20 protein-coding genes are annotated in these 18,192 nt (G+C 63.9%); 11 read left to right on the top strand and 9 right to left on the bottom strand.

The window, feature by feature from the left end; all coding sequences use genetic code 11:
• The first annotated feature begins 182 nt into the window (after nt 1–182).
• On the top strand, nt 183–329 hold the full coding sequence (locus G559_RS30440; protein WP_155945734.1) for a lmo0937 family membrane protein: 147 nt from the start codon (nt 183–185) through the stop codon (nt 327–329).
• A 304-nt stretch (nt 330–633) separates the two neighbouring features.
• Here the strand turns inward: G559_RS30440 and G559_RS0116625 are convergent, their stop codons facing one another.
• Complete coding sequence (locus tag G559_RS0116625; protein WP_081668097.1) at nt 634–876, bottom strand: hypothetical protein; 243 nt, start codon at nt 874–876, stop codon at nt 634–636.
• A 295-nt stretch (nt 877–1,171) separates the two neighbouring features.
• Between G559_RS0116625 and G559_RS0116630 the strand changes: the two genes are divergently transcribed.
• The gene (locus G559_RS0116630; RefSeq protein ID WP_028629314.1) at nt 1,172–1,924 is read left to right on the top strand and encodes a Crp/Fnr family transcriptional regulator; all 753 of its coding nucleotides are present in this window, start codon (nt 1,172–1,174) and stop codon (nt 1,922–1,924) included.
• Here G559_RS0116630 and G559_RS0116635 read toward each other — a convergent pair.
• From G559_RS0116635 to G559_RS30445, 3 genes are all read right to left on the bottom strand, one after another.
• Nucleotides 1,900–2,136, bottom strand: coding sequence for a hypothetical protein (locus tag G559_RS0116635; protein WP_028629315.1), 237 nt, complete (start codon nt 2,134–2,136; stop codon nt 1,900–1,902). The two genes, G559_RS0116630 and G559_RS0116635, sit on opposite strands and share 25 nt — an antisense overlap.
• A gap of 43 nt (nt 2,137–2,179) precedes the next feature.
• Nucleotides 2,180–2,395: a CsbD family protein gene (locus tag G559_RS0116640; RefSeq protein WP_028629316.1), complete on the bottom strand. Its 216-nt coding sequence runs from the start codon at nt 2,393–2,395 to the stop codon at nt 2,180–2,182.
• Between the two features lie 162 nt (nt 2,396–2,557).
• On the bottom strand, nt 2,558–2,854 hold the full coding sequence (locus G559_RS30445) for a hypothetical protein (protein WP_155945735.1): 297 nt from the start codon (nt 2,852–2,854) through the stop codon (nt 2,558–2,560).
• Between the two features lie 178 nt (nt 2,855–3,032).
• On the opposite strand from G559_RS30445, the gene G559_RS30450 reads away from it, so the two are divergent.
• Entirely contained in the window at nt 3,033–3,209 is a 177-nt protein-coding gene (locus G559_RS30450; RefSeq protein WP_155945736.1) for a hypothetical protein, read from the top strand.
• A gap of 411 nt (nt 3,210–3,620) precedes the next feature.
• On the opposite strand, the gene G559_RS0116655 is transcribed toward G559_RS30450, so the two are convergent.
• On the bottom strand, nt 3,621–4,523 hold the full coding sequence (locus tag G559_RS0116655) for a LysR family transcriptional regulator (RefSeq protein ID WP_028629318.1): 903 nt from the start codon (nt 4,521–4,523) through the stop codon (nt 3,621–3,623).
• A 139-nt stretch (nt 4,524–4,662) separates the two neighbouring features.
• Here G559_RS0116655 and salA point away from each other — a divergent pair, with 139 nt between their 5' ends.
• From salA to G559_RS0116670, 3 genes are all read left to right on the top strand, one after another.
• The gene (gene salA / locus G559_RS0116660; protein ID WP_036997507.1) at nt 4,663–5,952 is read left to right on the top strand and encodes a salicylate 1-monooxygenase; all 1,290 of its coding nucleotides are present in this window, start codon (nt 4,663–4,665) and stop codon (nt 5,950–5,952) included.
• Between the two features lie 73 nt (nt 5,953–6,025).
• Entirely contained in the window at nt 6,026–7,372 is a 1,347-nt protein-coding gene (locus G559_RS0116665; protein ID WP_028629320.1) for an MFS transporter, read from the top strand.
• Nucleotides 7,373–7,509: 137 nt separating this feature from the next.
• The gene (locus tag G559_RS0116670; protein WP_028629321.1) at nt 7,510–8,790 is read left to right on the top strand and encodes an OprD family porin; all 1,281 of its coding nucleotides are present in this window, start codon (nt 7,510–7,512) and stop codon (nt 8,788–8,790) included.
• Between the two features lie 397 nt (nt 8,791–9,187).
• Here the strand turns inward: G559_RS0116670 and G559_RS0116675 are convergent, their stop codons facing one another.
• Nucleotides 9,188–9,949 carry an alpha/beta fold hydrolase gene (locus G559_RS0116675; RefSeq protein WP_028629322.1) on the bottom strand — a complete coding sequence of 254 codons (762 nt, stop codon included), beginning with the start codon at nt 9,947–9,949 and terminating at the stop codon, nt 9,188–9,190.
• A gap of 118 nt (nt 9,950–10,067) precedes the next feature.
• On the opposite strand from G559_RS0116675, the gene G559_RS0116680 reads away from it, so the two are divergent.
• Nucleotides 10,068–11,504: an HD domain-containing phosphohydrolase gene (locus G559_RS0116680; protein WP_036997510.1), complete on the top strand. Its 1,437-nt coding sequence runs from the start codon at nt 10,068–10,070 to the stop codon at nt 11,502–11,504.
• 20 nt (nt 11,505–11,524) lie between these two features.
• On the opposite strand, the gene G559_RS29040 is transcribed toward G559_RS0116680, so the two are convergent.
• Nucleotides 11,525–11,950: a helix-turn-helix domain-containing protein gene (locus G559_RS29040; protein WP_036997513.1), complete on the bottom strand. Its 426-nt coding sequence runs from the start codon at nt 11,948–11,950 to the stop codon at nt 11,525–11,527.
• An 81-nt stretch (nt 11,951–12,031) separates the two neighbouring features.
• Between G559_RS29040 and G559_RS0116690 the strand changes: the two genes are divergently transcribed.
• Nucleotides 12,032–12,526 carry a DUF2938 domain-containing protein gene (locus G559_RS0116690; protein ID WP_051246708.1) on the top strand — a complete coding sequence of 165 codons (495 nt, stop codon included), beginning with the start codon at nt 12,032–12,034 and terminating at the stop codon, nt 12,524–12,526.
• Nucleotides 12,527–12,700: 174 nt separating this feature from the next.
• Here G559_RS0116690 and G559_RS0116695 read toward each other — a convergent pair whose 3' ends face one another.
• Nucleotides 12,701–13,267, bottom strand: a complete 567-nt coding sequence (locus tag G559_RS0116695; protein ID WP_028629325.1) for a COG3904 family protein — start codon at nt 13,265–13,267, stop codon at nt 12,701–12,703.
• A gap of 190 nt (nt 13,268–13,457) precedes the next feature.
• Here G559_RS0116695 and G559_RS0116700 point away from each other — a divergent pair, with 190 nt between their 5' ends.
• The 3 genes from G559_RS0116700 (at nt 13,458) to G559_RS0116710 (ending at nt 17,541) form a co-directional block, all read left to right on the top strand.
• Nucleotides 13,458–13,949 (top strand): sigma-70 family RNA polymerase sigma factor, encoded by a 492-nt coding sequence (locus G559_RS0116700; RefSeq protein ID WP_028629326.1) that lies wholly within the window; start codon nt 13,458–13,460, stop codon nt 13,947–13,949.
• A gap of 83 nt (nt 13,950–14,032) precedes the next feature.
• Nucleotides 14,033–14,992 (top strand): FecR family protein, encoded by a 960-nt coding sequence (locus G559_RS0116705; RefSeq protein WP_028629327.1) that lies wholly within the window; start codon nt 14,033–14,035, stop codon nt 14,990–14,992.
• Nucleotides 14,993–15,153: 161 nt separating this feature from the next.
• Nucleotides 15,154–17,541, top strand: a complete 2,388-nt coding sequence (locus tag G559_RS0116710; protein ID WP_051246742.1) for a TonB-dependent siderophore receptor — start codon at nt 15,154–15,156, stop codon at nt 17,539–17,541.
• A 368-nt stretch (nt 17,542–17,909) separates the two neighbouring features.
• On the opposite strand, the gene G559_RS30695 is transcribed toward G559_RS0116710, so the two are convergent.
• A complete protein-coding gene (locus G559_RS30695; protein ID WP_003454081.1) occupies nt 17,910–18,053 on the bottom strand; it encodes a hypothetical protein in 144 nt (47 codons plus the stop codon).
• Between the last annotated feature and the right edge of the window lie 139 nt (nt 18,054–18,192).

An 18,192-nucleotide genomic window follows, 5' to 3' on the forward strand; every position in this document is an offset into this window, starting at 1 on the left:
GTGGTCTGTTCGGTAGGGCACGCAAGCCGGACTGATTGCAGTCGAGGCCGCCGTCAGGTCGCGTGCCTCGTGGGGGTGGTCAGCGGCTTGTCATGAGTGCGTTGCCGTACAGACCGCTCCGTGACTTCGGCCGCAACCTGCATGGAAGCGGGTCTGCGCCGGGCCGAGTAAGGAGATTGAACATGTTCGAAGCTATCGTGATCGTCTTGTTGGTTGTGTGGGCGCTGGGCGTGCTCACATCGTTCTACATCGGGGGGCTCATCCACATTCTCCTGTTCCTGGCGATCGCGCTGGTCATGTTCCGGCCCAAGCTGGTGCGGCGCGATTGACGGAGTCTGTCTGAGTCAACTGTTGCTGGAACGTCCCGAGCGAAACCGATTGCCGAGTTTTTTCCCAGAAAAAACCCGCACGAGCGGGCTGTGGAAACGTGGCCTCGGCAGCTATGAGTCAGCCATAAGGTCCACCACGGCCGCGCTGATGAAACCGGCGTAGGCCTGTAAGGTTGGCAGGTGACGGCAGGGCAGCGGCGAGGTACCTCTCGCGCTGCCTTGATCGATCCACATCACCAGGTCCATCTGTCTGTGCGGGGTTGGGATTATGCCGCCCCGGACCGATGCCCCGGGCTGGTGTTGGTCAGCATTCCGGTGAGCTGAATACGGGCGCGTCGCGTGCGTCGAAGCTCAGGATTTTGTTCAGAGCACGCTCTGCGGCGGTGCGCGCTTCGGAGAGTCGGGAAAAGTTGGCCCGGTCATAGACGAGATGAAAGCTCGCTTCGGTATCCGGGCTGTGCGGTTTGACAGCAACGAATGCCAGGGCGTGGTCGCCGTTCATGCGTGCTTCGCTCCATGCAACGTGCGCGGGGAAGTTTCGTTTCATGTTGACCTCGGCCCGATCGTGAGGTGGGTAGACGTCCACTATCTACCTTCTGGCCGGCAATTACTTGCCTTTGTCGGTAAACCGGACCAGGGGTTATCCCTTGTCGGCTGCACCGCGAAGCGACGGTGAACGCATTTGGAATAACAGGGTGCGGCCAGGCGTCCGGTCGGCTGGTACGAAGCAGGAAAGCCTCCACCGGACACCCTGCGTCCGGTGGCTCACCCAGGGGTCATCCTGTTGTCCTATCGTTACAAGGACGAGGCCCTTTCAGGTGCTCGATTCATGGGTGACCTCTATGCCGCGCACGCCTTCGCCATTGCAGAATCACCTGCTCGCCGCATTGCCGGAAGAGGTTCAGCAACGCCTGATCCCGCAGCTCGAACTGGTACCCCTGCCGCTCGGCAAGGTCTTGTATGAGTCGGGTGACACCTTGCGGCATGTGTATTTCCCCACGGACTCGATCGTTTCCCTGCTCTATGTGATGGAAAACGGTTCCTCGGCGGAAATCTCGGTGGTCGGCAATGAAGGTCTGATTGGCCTGGCGGTGTTCATGGGGGGTGAAAGCACACCGAGCCGAGCCATCGTGCAGAGCGCCGGCCACGCCTACCGGCTGCAAGGGCAGCGTTTGAAAACCGAGGTCAATCGCCACGGGGAGCTGCTGCTCCTGATGCTGCGCTACACCCAGGCATTGATTACCCAGATGGCACAAACGGCGGTCTGCAACCGGCACCATTCGATCGACCAGCAGTTGTGCCGCTGGTTGCTGTTGTCGCTGGATCGCCTGCCGAGCAACCACCTGACGATGACCCAGGAATTGATCGCGAACATGCTTGGTGTGCGCCGCGAAGGCGTCACGGATGCCGCGGGCAAGCTGCAGAAGCTTGGTGTGATCGAGTACAGCCGCGGGCACATCACGGTACTCGACCGTCCCAGGCTCGAGGCACTGAGCTGCGAGTGCTATGCCGTGGTGAAGAAAGAAACCGACCGCCTGCTGCCCTATGCAACTGAGGGGCGGCCTGCAGATCAGATGATCCGGCAGGAATTCTGATGGTTGCGATTGTCGGCCTTGACCAGCCGGGTGACGCTTTGCAGGCTGATCAGGTCCTCGCCGCGGGCGAGGAAGTCCTCATAGCGCATCAGGCTGGCGGTCGACACCGGCACGTTGATCACGGTGAGTGTATCGTCTGGCACGCTTTCGCGTCGGGTGATCCGGATGATGTTGCCGGAGCCTCTCGCCACGACGAAGTACGCGGTAATCATGCTCATCTCCTTTACCAGGCTGGCCTTTGGCTGGAGTTTGCTGTCAGAGGGTGCGGCTTCTCTCGAAAAAGCTGATCACTTGCTTCTCGGCTTCTTCATGCGTCATCTGGTAGCGCTCCTGGATCAGGTTGGCCAGCTTCTGGGTATCGCCTTCGGAGCCAATCAACTCGGCCACTGTCAGTTCATCCCAGACGACCCTGGCGGTACCCACCAGCTCTCGCCATTTGCCCTTGATGATGTCTGCAAGAACCCTGCTCATTGTCTGGCCTCGATCATTGGATGGCGGGACTCGCGAACGGGCGAGCGCTCATCGCAATCATCATCTCAGGAGCAGGGTGTTCGGTCGGTGCGCCATCGCGCATAGCGCTGTTGAGTTGCGCAGATGCGGGCTGTAGCCGGGAAGGCCGCCGAGCGCTGGGGATCAGCGCCCGGGAGCCTCGACAGGAGTGATGTCGGTGAGTTCGTCATCACCACGTGGGGTGATGGAACAGCCGAAGGACTGAGGGGGCTGGTTCTCCTGCGGCAAGCGCTGTTCGCCTGGAACTCTGCCCTCGGCTTGTCGTTCCGGCATCAGCGCGCAGCGGTTCTTGATGATGGCGTCGACCCTGTCGAGGAAGTGGTAGAGGGCGTGTGTTCGTTGTTTACGCGCGAGGCTATCAAGTTCCTGCGCAGCGGCATCGACGGTATCAGGGGTTTGGCTATCGGCTTCGGCGGTCATGTCAGCTCCTCACAGGCGCAATGGCGTGCTGCAAACATGCTCTCAGGCTGGCTGCGCGCAGTCGGTGCGCTAGGGCACTTAGCCCTCTGTGGGCTGGCGCACCGAGAGGACTCGCCGGACCTGCAATGATTGATGCGAGCGACTGCAATCCTGCAGCGCATTCGTCCCTGAGGTCGTCATGCACACCTACATTGATCCCAACCTGCCTCGAAAACCCGGCAAACGTCATTCCAGAGGCCCGCTTCCCCTGAAAACGCCTGGCGAGCTGCTGTTGCGCAGTGCCGAGGAAGCGAACGAGGCGGCACGCGTGCCGCAGAGCGATGAAACGCCACCCCATCAGGGTCCCAAGGCTTGAACCTTGTGCCCTACAGGGCATGAGTGCGTTAGCGTACCGACGCCGGCTCCGCGCTCTGCAATGCTCATTGAACTGGCCCGCAGTAGTCCGGGCTTTAGCGAGAGCACCATGAGCATTTCAAGCTGTAGCGACAAATCGATCAGGGTCCAGACACTCCCGGACCCCGCAAAATCCCCCGAACGCGCACCGCGCTTGCCGACCTTTTCCAGGGCGGAACTCTATTCGTTCCCGGACCCGGAAGAGGTCGCCGATGCACCCCCGACCGTCCGGCCCCCACGCAAGAAGACGCCTCCGGCAAAAGCAGCGATGCTGTGATTGCGCACATGCACGCCGGGTCCGCCCGGGTCTGAGCAAGCAGGCTGCAAGTCAGTCACTGGGCAGGGGCGGTACGATCGCCCAGCTGTCTCGTTCTCAGTCTGAAAACAGCTCGAACATCAACTGTCTTAGCCAGCGATTGGCGGAGTCCCGGTGGTACTTCGCATGCCAGAACAGGTTGATGTCGATCTCCGGTAGCTGCACCGGGTGGGGCAGGGCGATTAGGCCGAAGGGTTCGATGCAGGATTCGGCAAAGCGCTCGGGCACGGTGGCGAGCAGGTCGGTGCGCTGGAGGATATGGCCGACGGCGACGAAGTGAGGGACCTCGAGACGGATGTCTCGCTCGATCCCAATGCGGGCCATGTGGGTATCCACCTCGCCATGCCCAGTCGTGGCCGCGACCACGCGCACATGGCCGTAGGCGCAGAAGTGTTCCAGGGTCAGCGGTTGGCGATTGACCGGATGGTCCTTGCGGCACATGCACACGTAGCGATGGTGGAACAGTCGGCGCGTGAAGAAGCCTGCTTGAAGGTTGGGTAGCAACCCCACGGCGAGATCGACGGTGCCGTTCTGCAGCGCCTCGATCAGAGTCACCGAGGTGTTGCGCACGGTGCTGATACGGCATTTCGGTGCCAGGCGGGCGAGGGCGTCCATCAGGCGCGGGGTGAAATAGATTTCTCCGATGTCGGTCATGGCAATGGTGAACGTACGCTCGCAGGTCAGCGGGTCAAAGCTGTCCTGCCGGCTCAGCGCCTCGCGCAGGGTATGTATTGCCAGTGACACCGGCTCGGCCAGTTGCGCCGCGTAGGGAGTAGGCTCCATGCCCTGGTAGGTACGGACGAAGAGATCGTCTTGCAAGGTGGTACGCAGGCGCTTGAGTGCGTTGCTGACGGCCGGCTGGGTCAGTCCCAGGTTGTCAGCGGCTGTCGAGACGCGTCGGTCGATCAGCAACTGGTTGAAAACCACCAGCAGGTTCAGGTCCAGGTCACGCAGGTCCATGGGGCGTCTCGCGGTGCGGGAGAGTCGAGAGGAATATTCACAGTCGTAATAGTCTGTATGCAGGTTGGTGCATTTATCAATATTCCCAGGTTCGCCATGATGGTTCCACTCCAACAACAACACCATCACGGGTACGAACATGAGCAAGAAGCCTGCCTTGCGCGTCGGAATCATCGGCGGCGGTATCTCCGGCGTCGCCCTGGCACTGGATCTGTGCCGCCACTCCCATCTCGACGTTCAACTGTTCGAGTCCGCTCCGGCCTTCGGTGAAGTGGGCGCGGGCGTTTCCTTCGGCGCCAACGCTGTCCGGGCCATCGCCGGCCTGGGATTGGCCGAGCCTTACGGGCAGGTTGCCGACCGCACCCCGGAACCCTGGCAGGACGTGTGGTTCGAGTGGCGCCGCAGCAGCGATGCCGGCTACATCGGCGCCAGCGTGGCCCAGGGTGTGGGGCAGTCTTCGGTACACCGTGCGGACTTCCTTGATGTGCTCGCGAGCCGGCTGCCCGAGGGGGTGGCCCGGTTCAACAAGCGCGCTGTCCGCGTGGAGCAGCAGGGCCAGGAGGCCCGCGTGCAGTTCACCGACGGCAGTGAATACCGGGGTGACCTGCTGATCGCCGCCGACGGCATCAAGTCCGCCATTCGCAGCCATGTGCTGGACGGCATTGGCGCCGCGCCGGCCGCGCCGCGTTTCAGCGGCACCTGCGCCTACCGTGGCCTGATCGACAGCCTGCGCCTGCGTGAGGCCTATCGCGCCGCCGGTGTCGATGAGCATCTGGTGGACGTGCCGCAGATGTACCTCGGCCTCGACGGCCACATCCTGACCTTCCCGGTGAAGCAGGGCCGCATCATCAATGTGGTGGCCTTCGTTTCCGACCGCAGCAATCCCACGCCAACCTGGCCCCAGGATGCCCCCTGGGTACGCGAGGCCAGCCAGCGCGAGATGCTCGAAGCCTTCTCAGGCTGGGGCGATGCTGCACGCATCCTGCTGGAATGCATCCCCGCGCCGACGCACTGGGCGCTGCACGACCTGGCCGAACTGCCCGGCTACGTGCATCGCCGCGTGGCGCTGATTGGCGATGCGGCTCACGCCATGCTGCCGCACCAGGGCGCCGGGGCCGGGCAGGGCCTGGAAGACGCCTACTTCCTGGCTCGCTTGCTGGGCGACCCGCAAGTGAGCCAGGGCAACCTCGGCGAGTTGCTGGCGGCCTACGACGCCTTGCGCCGTCCTCGCGCCTGCCGCGTACAGCGCACTTCCTGGGAAGCGGGCGAGCTGTACGAGCTGCGCGACCCGGCTATCGGGGACAACGAGCATTCCCTGGGCGCTACCCTCGCCAGCCGCTTCGACTGGCTGTGGAACCATGACCTGGTTGCCGACGTGGCCGAAGCCCGTGCACGCCTGGGTTGGGCGACGCTGAGCAACTGCGCCTGATTTCGCCGCGTTTCACCGGGGTCGGCCTCGATGCTGGCCCCGGCTCTATAACAACGACAAGAAGAGCCATGCCATGCGTACGATCGACGTTTCCGCCCTGCTCGACGGGGCCCGCTTCAATGCCTTCCATGCACGCGTACTGTTCTGGTGTGCGTTGATCATCATCTTCGACGGCTATGACCTGGTCATCTACGGCGTGGTGTTGCCCGCACTGATGCAGACCTGGAACCTGACCGCGCTCCAGGCGGGGATGCTCGGTAGCTGTGCGCTGGTGGGAATGATGTTTGGCGCGTTGTTCTTCGGCCCGCTGTCCGACCGCATCGGACGGCGCAAAACGATCATGACCTGCGTGATCCTGTTCAGCGGCTTCACCGTGATCAACGGCTTTGCGCGCACGCCGGAAGAGTTCGCGATCTGTCGCTTCATTGCCGGGCTCGGCATCGGTGGGGTCATGCCCAACGTAGTGGCGCTGATGAACGAATACGCCCCCAGGAAAATTCGCAGCACCCTGGTCGCCATCATGTTCAGCGGCTACTCGGTGGGCGGCATGCTGTCCGCAGGGCTGGGCATGCTGCTGATGCCCAGCTGGGGCTGGCCGTCGGTTTTCTTCATTGCCGTGGTCCCGCTCGTGGTGTTGCCGCTGCTGGTGCGCCAGTTGCCGGAATCGCTCAACTTCCTGGTGCGCCAGGGGCAGTTCGATCGTGCCCAGGCCCTGCTGGCACAGGCCGTGCCCGAGTACCGTCCGAACGCCGGTGACCAGCTCATCCCGGCCAAGGGACAGGCCGGTAAGGTGGCCATCTCCCAGCTCTTTCACGACGGACGTTCGCTGAACACGCTAATGCTCTGGGCGGCCTTCTTCTGCTGCCTGTTGATGGTATACGCGCTGAGTTCCTGGCTACCCAAGTTGATGAACTCCGCCGGTTACGGGCTCAACTCCAGCCTGGCGTTCCTGCTGGTGCTGAATTTCGGTGCCATCTTCGGGGCCATTGGTGGCGGTTGGCTGGGTGACCGCATCGGCTTGGGTCGTGTGCTGTTCGCTTTCTTCACCCTCGGCGCGCTGTCGCTCAGCCTGCTTGCGCTGAAATCGCCGCTGCCGGTGCTGTACCTGCTGATCGGCGTGGCCGGCGCCTGCACCATCGGTACGCAGATTCTCGCCAACGCCTGCGCCGTGCAGTTCTACCCGGCGCACATCCGCTCCACCGGCCTAGGCTGGGCCATGGGAATTGGTCGCATTGGCGCGATCATCGGCCCGCTGCTTGGTGGCGCGCTACACGCGGCGCAGTTGCCGATCCAGGCGAGCTTCCTGGCTTTTGCACTGCCCGGCCTGATCGGTGCTGCGGCCATCCTGGTGTTCCTCTGGCACCGTCCGGGCCAGACCGGCTGCGTGGCTGAAAAGCCGCTCGAGTCAACGCCCACCTGATCAATCCCGAATCACAGCGTCCACCCCTGAACCGGGCCGGACGCTGCCTGCATGAATCATGACTTCCCCTGGCCTGTGCCTGCCCAAGGCGCAGCGACAGGGGCTGCCAGCTCCCAACAAGAACAAGAGAACACCTCATGACCTTCAATACGAAGCAACCGCACTCGTTGCTGGCCGTCGCCACCGTCATCGTGCTGCCACTGGGCGCCCAGGCAGAGGAGGGCGGCTTTATCGCCGACTCCACGGCCACCCTTACCGCGCGCAACTACTATTTCAGCCGCGACTTTTCCGACATCGTCGGCCCGAGCCGGCAGTCCAGGGCGGAGGAGTGGGCCCAGGGCTTCATCCTCAACCTGAAGTCTGGCTACACGTCCGGACCGGTGGGCTTCGGCGTCGACGCCATCGGCATGCTCGGCCTGAAACTGGACAGTAGCCCTGACCGCGCGGGCACGGGACTCTTGCCCGGCGCCTATGGCGAGACCGCACCGGACGACTACAGCCGTCTGGGCCTGACGGCCAAGGTGCGAGTCTCGAAAACGGAACTGAAGGTGGGTGAGCTGCAACCCAATGTCCCGGTGCTGGCCCTGACCGACAACCGCCTGCTGCCCAACACCTACCAGGGCGTGGCCATCAGCACCGCAGAGATCACCGGGCTGACGCTGCAGGCCGGCCAACTGCGTTCCACCAGCATCCGCAGCGAGGCGGGGGACGAAGCAATCGGCGCCATCGTGGGCTTCGCCCCTCGGCGAGATGCCCAGGCCCGTCTGATGACCTCCGATCGCTTCAACTATGCCGGCGGCGACTACGCCTTCAATCAGAACCGGACCACCCTGAGTGCCTGGTACGGCCAACTGGAAGACCTCTACAACCAGCGTTTCCTCGGCCTGAAACACAGCGAGCCCCTGGGTCGGTGGACACTGGGCGCGAACCTTGGCTATTTCGACTCCTCGGAGGACGGCCAGGAGCGGATCGGCGAGATAGACAACCGCGCGTTCTACTCGCTGCTGTCTGCGCGACGCGGCGGCCATACCTTCTATCTGGGCTACCAGGCGATGTTCGGCGAGCAGGGCTTCCCACGGACATTCGTCACTGTCTCACCGCTGGGTAACGAGGTGCCCACCTACGAGTTCGCCTCGCCCGAAGAACGCTCCTGGCAGGTGCGCTACGACTACGACTTCGCTGCCCTCGGAGTTCCTGGTCTGATTGCCGGCGTGCGCTACATCCGCGGTGACAACGTCGAAACCGGCAGCTTCGAGGGCAAGGATTCGGAGCGCGACCTGGACATCGGCTACACCGTGCAGAGCGGTCCCCTGAAGAACGTCTCGGTACGTGTGCGCAATGTTACGGCGCGCTCCAACTACCGTACCGACATTGACGAGAACCGGCTGATCCTCAGCTACACCCTTGCGGTGTTCTGAGCGCCGCGCGGTCCTCTGCATCGGGAAGACGCGAGCGAAAGGGTGGTCGCTCGCATCTCTGCCGGGCTTGAACCCGCACGACTGTGCAACCACCCGACTGATCGTCGACCTGATGCACCCTGGATGGCGCTGTTGATTCGGGTAAAAGGTCGGAATGGGGTATCCGCGTGGCGCCTGCTCAACACGCGTGACCGTGTTTGGTCGGACCTGCCGCCCAGCCGGTTGCAGTAGTGCGCCAACGATGTACCGGGTTTCTACGGCAGCAACTCGGGGCCTTGAGCGTCACGTTCCATGACTTCACTTGAGCGTGACAGACCGGTATCGAGGTCACGGCAGCATTCCCTGGGGCGCAATACCGACACGGCCGCGCCTCAGGTGCGGCCGTGTCGCATCCGGATCAATGAGCGCTCTGCACGGCCTGGATGATCACCTTGGCCACCTCATCCGGGCGTGACTGCTGCGGAACGTGGCTGGAGTCGAGTTCGGTGACGCTGGCACCAATCTTCTTGGCGAAGTCACGCTGCAGGTCCGGCTGGATCATATGGTCCTGACTGGCCACGACGTACCAGTTCTGCTTGCCTTTCCAGGCGGCGATGCTGGTCTTCTCTTCGAACGCCGCCGCGCGGATCGGCCCCTGGGTGGCGGCCATCACGGCGGCCTGCTCGCGCGATACGTCCTGGGCGAAGTCGGTGGCCATGCCTTGCGGCGTCAGATAGAGGAAACCGTTCTTGTCGGGCGCGATCTGGCTCACGCCGCGCGGCGAGGGGTAGCCCTCGTAGAGTTCCTTGGTGTTCTGCCCGGCGTTGGGCGCGAAGGCCGCGACATAGACCAGGCTACGCACTTTCTTGTCGGCACCGGCCTGGCTGATCACCGTGCCGCCCCAGGAGTGCCCGACCAGCACCACGTCGCCTTCCTGGTTGTTCAGCACGCGTTGGGTGGCGGCCACATCGTCGGCCAGCGAGGTCAACGGGTTCTGCACCACGGTTACCCGGATACCTTCGGCTTGCAGCAGTGGCACGACCTTGGCCCAGTCGGAGCCGTCGGCAAAAGCGCCGTGGACGATCACGACCGAGGGGGTCGCAGTGGCGGCCTGACTGCCGAGCGTGAAGAGGGAGGTGGCCATGGCGAGTGCCAGGGCGAGGGTCTTGGGTTTGGACATGGTGGGATCTCCTGTGCTTGGGAGTGCCTAGTGTCGGGATTGCCCGAGTGTGCCGGTATCGGTCGTTTATCCGAGGCAGGTCGGCGAGAATGCGAGCGAATCCGTGGAGAGGAATCTGATGGACACCGACTGCGTTGCACTGGGGGACGCCATCCTGGCCCTGGCGATGGTGGGGGATCTGAGCATGGGCCAGCCCATCGACCAATCCCGACGTACCGCACGCCTCGCTGGCCTCCTGGCGCAGTCCTGTGGTGGCGACGATGTACGGGCGGACGTCGCGCGTCAGGTGGCGCTGCTGCGCTGGTCAGGCTGCACGGCTAACGCCGAGGGCTTCATGCACCTGCTGGGGGATGATGTCGGCGGTCGCCGTGCGATGCTCAGCCAGACGCTGGGGCCGTCCGGGCTTCGCGCGATGCGCAAGTCCGCGCCCCTGGCCGAAGTGCATTGCGAGGTGTCCGGTGATATCGCCCGCACGCTGGGCTTGAACGCCGATGTCGAGCTGGGGTTGCGCCACGTATTCGAGCAGTTCGATGGCCAGGGCAATCCGCTTGGTCTGCGCCATCCCGACGTGCCGGAGGTGGTGTATCAGGTGGTGCTGGCGGGTGACCTGGAAATTCTCTCCCGGGTTCATGGCCTGGACTCGGCGCTGGAGTGGATCGCTTCCCAGGGGGATCGCCGCTACCCGGCATCCCTGGCGGCTGAACTGCTGCGCCATGCCGCCGACTGGCTGGAGGCCCTGCATCTACCCGAAGATTTCCCGTCAGATGCACTGGGCAGCGACGCACAGGTCTCGCTGACGCTGGTGGGGGACGTGATCGACCTCAAGCTGCCCTGGCTTACCGGCTATTCACGCCAGGCAGCCGATCTGGTGCGCGAAGCCGCCAGGCTGTGGGGATTGCCGTCGGGTAGCGTCGAGCAGCTGGGACGGGCCGCGCTCATCCACGGCATCGGCCGCGCGGCGGTGCCCAACCGTATCTGGAACACGCCGGGCCCGCTGCTTGCTGGCGACCAGGAACAGGTGCGGCTGGTGCCCTACTGGACCTTGCGCGCGTGCAGTCAGATCGGCGGACTGGCAGTCCCCGGCCAACTGGCCGCCCATGCCTATGAACGGCTGGATGGCAGTGGCTACTTCCGCGCCTTCAGTGGTGACTCCTTGCAGCCTGACCACCGCCTGCTGGCTGCGGCGCTGGCCTGGCAGGCCTTGCGGGCCGAACGTCCATGGCGGCCGGCATTCAGCGACGGCGAGGCTGCACGGTTGCTGGAGACTGAAGCGGGGCAGGGGCGTTTCGATCCGAGGGCATGCCAGGCGGTGATTGCCGCCGCCCGTGGAGAGCGCTCTGCTGCCTTGTGCAAGACCGCCAGCGGCACCTTGTCCGAGCGGGAGACAGAGATACTTCGGCGCATCAGTTCGGGTGCGAGCAACAAGGAAGTGGCGCGCGATCTCGGCATCAGCCCGAGCACGGTGCGAACCCATGTCGAGAGCGTATTCCGCAAGCTGAATTGCTCGACCCGCGCGGCGGCGACGCTGAAGGCGCTGACGCTTGGGTTGATCTAAACAGTCCGCCGACGAGCCGCCTACCGGCTTGTGGGTGCAGGCTTGTTCCAGCGACGTTCGATGGCCCCCGAGGAGGCCGCCTGCAGCAGCCGCTTGAAGGTCGGGCATTCCGAATGACTCGGAGCGGGGCAGGCCGCCGCATGGCGCAAGCCGTTGCTCATGGCCTTCAGGCGTTTGATCAGGGCGTCGAGCTCATCGGCCTTGGTAAGCAACAGGTGCCTGTCGATGTTCGGCGTGCCGTTGGGCGAGAACATCGAGCGGATCTCATCTAGCGACAACCCAGCCGCCTGGCCCAGTGAAATCAGCGCCAACTGGTCGAGGATGCCGGGGGCGAACCAGCGCCTGGTCCCTTGCTGGCTGAGGGAGGTGATCAGCCCTTTCTTCTCGTAGTAGCGCAGTGTCGATGACGGTAAGCCCGTTCGTCTGGCGACCTCGGCAATGTCCATCTGTGATCCCTTGACTTGAAGTTGACTTCAACTTCTAGAGTGGCCCCGACACCTCCCATCGTCAACGCACAAGGGGCTCACATGAATATTCCCAACGTCATCATCACAGTGGCCTGCATCGGTATCGGCGCCACCGCCGTCATGGACATCTGGCTGATCGTTCTCAAGCGCATGGGCGTGCAGACCCTCAACTTCGCCTTCATCGGTCGCTGGGTCGGCCACCTGCTCCGTGGTCGCTTTTCCCACGAAGCCATCGCCAGGGCGGAACCCATTCCGGGTGAGCTGGCCCTGGGCTGGTTCACCCACTACGCCATCGGCGTTGGCTTCGCGGGCTTGCTGGTGGCGCTCGTCGGCATCGGCTGGACCGCCAGCCCAACCCTGCTGCCCGCCGTGCTGGTAGGCATGGGCACCGTCGCCGCGCCGTTGCTGGTGATGCAGCCGGCCATGGGCGCCGGCCTCTTCGCCAGCAAAACACCCATACCGATGAAGAACTGCCTGCGCAGCCTGGCCAATCACAGCGTCTTCGGCCTGGGCCTGTTCCTTGCCGCTGCCCTGGTGGACTGGGTCGTCCGCTGATTTGCAGGATGAAATCGGATTGTTTGTAGGAGCGAGCTTGCTCGCGAACAGCCCGAGCACGATGTTTCGCGAGCAAGCTCGCTCCTACACGTCGACCTGGCTAGCTGCATCCGCGATGCCACCTTATAGGGGGCATAGGCAAGTCCACGCAGCAGCCCCATAGGGTGGCCGCCGTCAGTTCAACCGGTATTTCGCCAGCTCATCATTCGTCAGCACCCGCATGCGCGTTGGTTCGATGCTGTTCATCTCGTCCAGCAGGCTCAAGGGGACGTTCATTTCCCTGAGGTAGGCGGTCGGGCTGTAGCGGCTGCCGACGGGGGCAACCTGGGCGGAATCGCCGTGGGGGAAGTAGGGGCGGTGCAGGCCGACGTAGCCGCGCACGGTCTTGTTGCGGCCGGCGGCCAGGAGGTAGACGCAGCTGCCCTGGCACACGCCGTCGGTAGGGACCATCACATCGAAGCCGGTTTCCCGCAGCAGGCGGCCCATGCGGATGGCTTCGGTCACACTGCCGCCGATGTTGTCCAGCAACACCAGCTTGCGGTCGAACTTGCCGGCGTTGGCGCGCAAACCTTTCATCAGGGCTTCGTAGTCGCCGGGAGCGATGTCTTCTGAAATCTGCACGGCGAGAATCCGGCCCGCCTTGGTGTGCTGGACGGGTTGGACTTCCACCTTGGCAAAGGTGGCAGCCGAACAGAGAGCGGCAAGACAGAAGACAGCGGCCTGGAGGGTGGTACGGCTCATGGAACAGGCACTTCCTGTGGGGCAGTTGGCGACGGCAGGAGAAGATACCCGCAAAGGTGCATGGGCTCCATATGGGCAGGCAAGGTGGTTTCGTCGGCTGGCGACTGGAAGCGGGGAAGGGGAAATTGCGGGAATACTTGCAAGCTATTATCATTCGCGCCTTTCGATTTCCGACCCTTCCTATCCCCAGATGCCTCAGCGCAATCATGGCTTCTTCGAACACTATGAAGAACTCATCGGCACGTGGACGCGCCGGCTGAGGAATCGCCATCGCGCCGAGGATCTGGCCCACGACGCCTTCGTGCGCGTCCTGGAGACCGACCAGGGCAACGTCCAGCAACCCCGCGCCTACCTGCACCAGACCACGCGCAATATCGCCGTGGACCAGTTCCGCCGTGAGGAGCGCCGCGCCCAGCTGGAGCTGGGCATGGCCGGGCAGGACGAGGAGGGGAGGAACGACCCCGAGGCCTATATGCACGCCGTGCAGCTTGCCGATTCCATCGAGAAGGTGCTGGCCGAGTTGCCCGTGAACTGCCGGCAGGTTTTCATCTGGCAGAAGCTGGAAGGGCTGAGCCAGGCGGAAATTGCCGAGCGCCTGGGGTTATCCAAGAATATGGTGGAGCGGTATATGATCCGCACCCTTCGCCATTTGCGTGAGCGCCTGGACTTGAGCGCTTCATGAGCCGGACCTACCAGACAGGGCACCAAGACCCGATCCATGGACAACCACCGCAGCCTGATTCCCGCCACCTGGACGGCGCAACGATGACGCACGCCTGCAACGTACGAGACGAGGCTGCCCACTGGTTCAGCCGCAATCGCGACCCCGAGCAGAGCGCCGGGGAGCGCTGCCGCTTCGAAGCCTGGCTGCAGGCGGATACGTTGCACCGTGAGGAGTACCGGTTGCTCGAGCAGATGTGGAGCGCTGCCGACCTGATCCCCGAGCAACGCCTGCGCGCGCTCTGCACGGCGGAGGTTCGAGCCTTGCCGGTAGCGTCGCGCCGGCGTTTCCTGCAGGGCGCGCTGGCGGCTGCAGCCAGTGTGGTGCTGGCGGGTGGGGCGACCTACCTGTTCGATCCCTTTTCTCTGCGCGGCGACACCTTTGTCACCCAACTTGGTGAGCGCCACCAGGTCACGCTGGCGGATGGTTCGACGCTCGACCTCAACGGCCGGACCCGCGTCACCGTCCTCTACGGTGATGACCGCCGCCTGGTGCAGCTGGATGCCGGAGAGGCGATGTTCAGCGTGACACCGGACAAAGCGCGGCCCTTTGTGGTGGAAGCCGGGCCCGGCCGTGTGACGGTCACCGGCACCCGCTTCAACGTCCGCCATGACGCGCAGGAGATGCGCGTGGCAGTCGAGTCGGGCCAGGTGCTGGTGGCAGGCGGGCAGGGCGCGGCAAGCCGGCCGTTGCTGGCCGGAGATGGCGTGCGGGTAGGGGCAGACGGCAGCATCGGACCGGTGCAGCGCATCGACGTCCAGGCCATCACTGCCTGGCGCGAGGGCAAGCTGATTTTCAACGATGTGCCCTTGGCCGAGGTCGCGGCAGAGGTGTCCCGCTACCGGGAAAGACCGCTGCGGGTTGCCCCGGAAGTCGCGAGCCTGCGCTTCTCCAGCGTGTTCCGCTCGGACGACACCAATGCCTTGCTGACGGCCTTGCCGCGCATCCTGCCGGTCAAGGTCAGAACCCTTTCTGACGGCTCAAACGAAATTATTCCGTTTTAGATTCAGGTTTTTTTCGTCTCGTTCGTCTTCTCGTCCGACTCTTCACGCCCAGCGCATGGCTGGGCGCTTTCTTTCAGGACCGGACGAACGTGAATAACGAAGTACAGCACCACGCGGTATCGCCAGCCTCCTCTCGCAAGCCCCTTCGTAGCCAACCCTGGCTGTCCCTGAGCCTGGCGGTGGCCTTGGCGGTGGGCAGCCTCGGCGCCGCGGCCTCCGAGCGCAAGGAAGTACACATCCCGGCCCAGTCCCTGGCTGGTGCCCTTGGTCAGCTTGGCCAGCAGACCTCGCTGCAGCTCTTCTTCAGTCCCGATCTGGTGGCCGACAAGGCGGCCCCGGCTGTCGACGGCACCCTGTTGCCGGAAGAGGTCCTCGCTGCGTTGCTGGCCGGCAGCGGCCTGACCTTCGACCTGGCGGACGGCACCGCCATCCTGCGCCGGGTTTCCAGCGAAGAAGGCGCCTCGGCCATGGAACTCCCGGCGTCCAGCATCAGCGTCGTCGGTGACTGGCTGGGTACGGCCGAGGATGCCGTGGTACAGAACCACCCCGGCGCCCGCACCGTGGTGCGCCGTGAAGCCATGATCGAGAAGGGCGCGATGAACGTGCGCGACGCCTTGCGTTCGGTCCCCGGCGTCCAGGTGCAGGAGTCCAACGGCACCGGCGGTAGCGACATCGCCCTGAATTTCGGCGTGCGTGGCCTCACCTCGCGCCTGTCGCCCCGTTCCACCGTGCTGATCGACGGCGTCCCGGCAGCCTTCGCCCCCTATGGCCAGCCGCAGCTGTCCATGGCGCCCATCTCCCTGGGCAACCTCGACAGCATCGATGTGGTACGCGGTGCCGGCTCCGTGCGCTATGGCCCGCAGAACGTCGGTGGCGTAATCAACTTCGTCACCCGCGCCATCCCGGAGAAATTCTCCGGCGATGTGTCCACCACCATGGAAGACACCGCCCACGGTGGTTGGAAATACCTCAACAGCGCCTTCATCGGCGGCACTGCCGACAACGGCATCGGCGCCGCGTTGCTCTACTCGGGCGTCAATGGCGACGGCTACCGCGACAGCAACAACGGCAACGATATCGACGACGTCATGCTCAAGACCCACTGGGCGCCCACCGAGCAGGACGATATCTCGCTGAACTTCCACTACTACGACGCCACGGCCGACATGCCCGGCGGCCTGACCCAGGCGCAGTACGACGACAATCCCTTCCAGTCCGACCGCGACTGGGACAACTTCAGCGGCCGCCGCAAGGACGTCTCGCTGAAGTACCTGCGCCAAGTGGATGACGTTACCCAGGTCGAGGTGCTGACCTACTACAGCGACAGCTTCCGGGGCAGCAACCTCGCCAGCCGCGACCAGGCTTTCCTCAGTTCCTTCCCGCGCAGCTACTACACCTACGGTTTCGAGCCGCGCGTTTCGCGCATCTTCTTCGCCGGCGACAGCACCCATGAAGTGGGCGTCGGTTACCGCTACCTGAAGGAAGCCATGCACGAAGAGACCAGTCGGGTGCAGCTGGTGAACAACGTTCCGACGCCGACCACCGGTCCGTCGGCGGATGGCCATGTCTATCAGGACCGCACCGGCGGCACCGAGGCCAACGCCTTCTACCTCGACGACAAGATCGATGTCGGCAACTGGACCATCACCCCCGGCGTCCGCTTCGAAAGCATCAACACCGACTGGCATGACCGCCCGGTGCGCGGCACCAACGGCCTGCCAGTGCAGGAGAAGAACCGCAGCAAGGACTACAACGAGCCGCTGCCGGCCATCAGCGTCATGTACCACCTCTCCGACGCCTGGAAGCTGTTCGCCAACTACGAAACCTCCTTCGGCAGCCTGCAGTACTTCCAGATCGGCCAGGGCGGCATCGGTGATAACACGGCCAACGGCCTGGAGCCGGAGAAGGCCAAGACCTACGAAGTGGGCACGCGTTACAACGGCGATACCTGGGGCGGCGAAGCGACGCTGTTCTACATCGACTTCGACCATGAACTGCAGTACATCAGCAACGACGTGGGCTGGACCAACCTGGGCGCCACCAAGCACCAGGGCCTGGAACTGTCGGGCCACTACAACCTGGACGAAATTCTCGCCGGCCTGAGCCTGACCGGTACCTACACCTTCACCCGTGCCACCTACGAGGGCGACATCCCGGGCTTCGAAACCCGCGACCTGCCGTTCTACTCGCGCCATGTGGCCAACGTCGGGTTGCGTTATCAGGTCGAGCGCTGGACCTACAACTTCGATGGCTACGCCCAGTCCGGCCAGCGCGCACCGGGCACCGGTATCGACTCCAATGGGAACTTCACCGGCGACTACATCACCGAGCCGACCGCCGACGGCCAGTTCGGTGACATTCCCGGCTACGTGACCTGGAACCTGCGCGGCGCTTATGACTTCGGTGAGCAGCTGTCCAATCTGAAGCTGGGGGTAGGTGTGAAGAACATCTTCGACAAGCAGTACTTCACCCGCTCCAGCGACAACAACGCAGGCATCTACGTCGGCCAGCCGCGTACCTGGTACGTGCAGGCCAGCGTGGGGTTCTAACGCCCGGGCTGCTGACTGACCTTGGTTGGTGGGCTGAAGCCCACCCTACGAATCGGCAGTCGTAGGATGCGGTAGAGCGAAGCGAAACCCATCAGAGGCGCGGTGCCCGGCGGACCGATGAAGCCCAGCCCACCCGAATCAGCAGCCGTAGGATGCGGTAGAGCGAAGCGAAACCCATCAGAGGCGCGGCGCCCGGCGGACCGGTGAAGCCCAGCCCACCCGAACCGGCAGCCGTAGGATGCGGTAGAGCGAAGCGAAACCCATCAGAGGCGCGGTGTCCGATGGACCGGTGAAGCCCGGTCCCCCCGAATCGGCAGTCGTAGGATGCGGTAGAGCGAAGCGAAACCCATCAGGGGCTACCCCAACTTTCACTCCCAATCATCCGGCTTCTTGTCCTTGCTCGGTGCCTTGTCGCTGATGCGTTTCACGTCTGCTGCCGGCACCTGTTCCGGTGGTTGGCTGGGCCCCTGTGGCCTGGGGGCGGGTGTGCGGACATTCGGATCGCTGCTCATCGGGGGTCTCTCCGGTTTGCGCCTTCCCCCTGAGCCCAGCACAACGGCGAAGGATGCGCTGGCCGTCGGTCGCCTCGGGTATCGGTGAATGGCGCGATGGTGGAATCTAGGTCCAGACCACTTGGCAAGCGGGAGGCTG

The sequence above is a fragment of the Metapseudomonas resinovorans DSM 21078 genome, assembly GCF_000423545.1.
Classification (GTDB): domain Bacteria; phylum Pseudomonadota; class Gammaproteobacteria; order Pseudomonadales; family Pseudomonadaceae; genus Metapseudomonas; species Metapseudomonas resinovorans.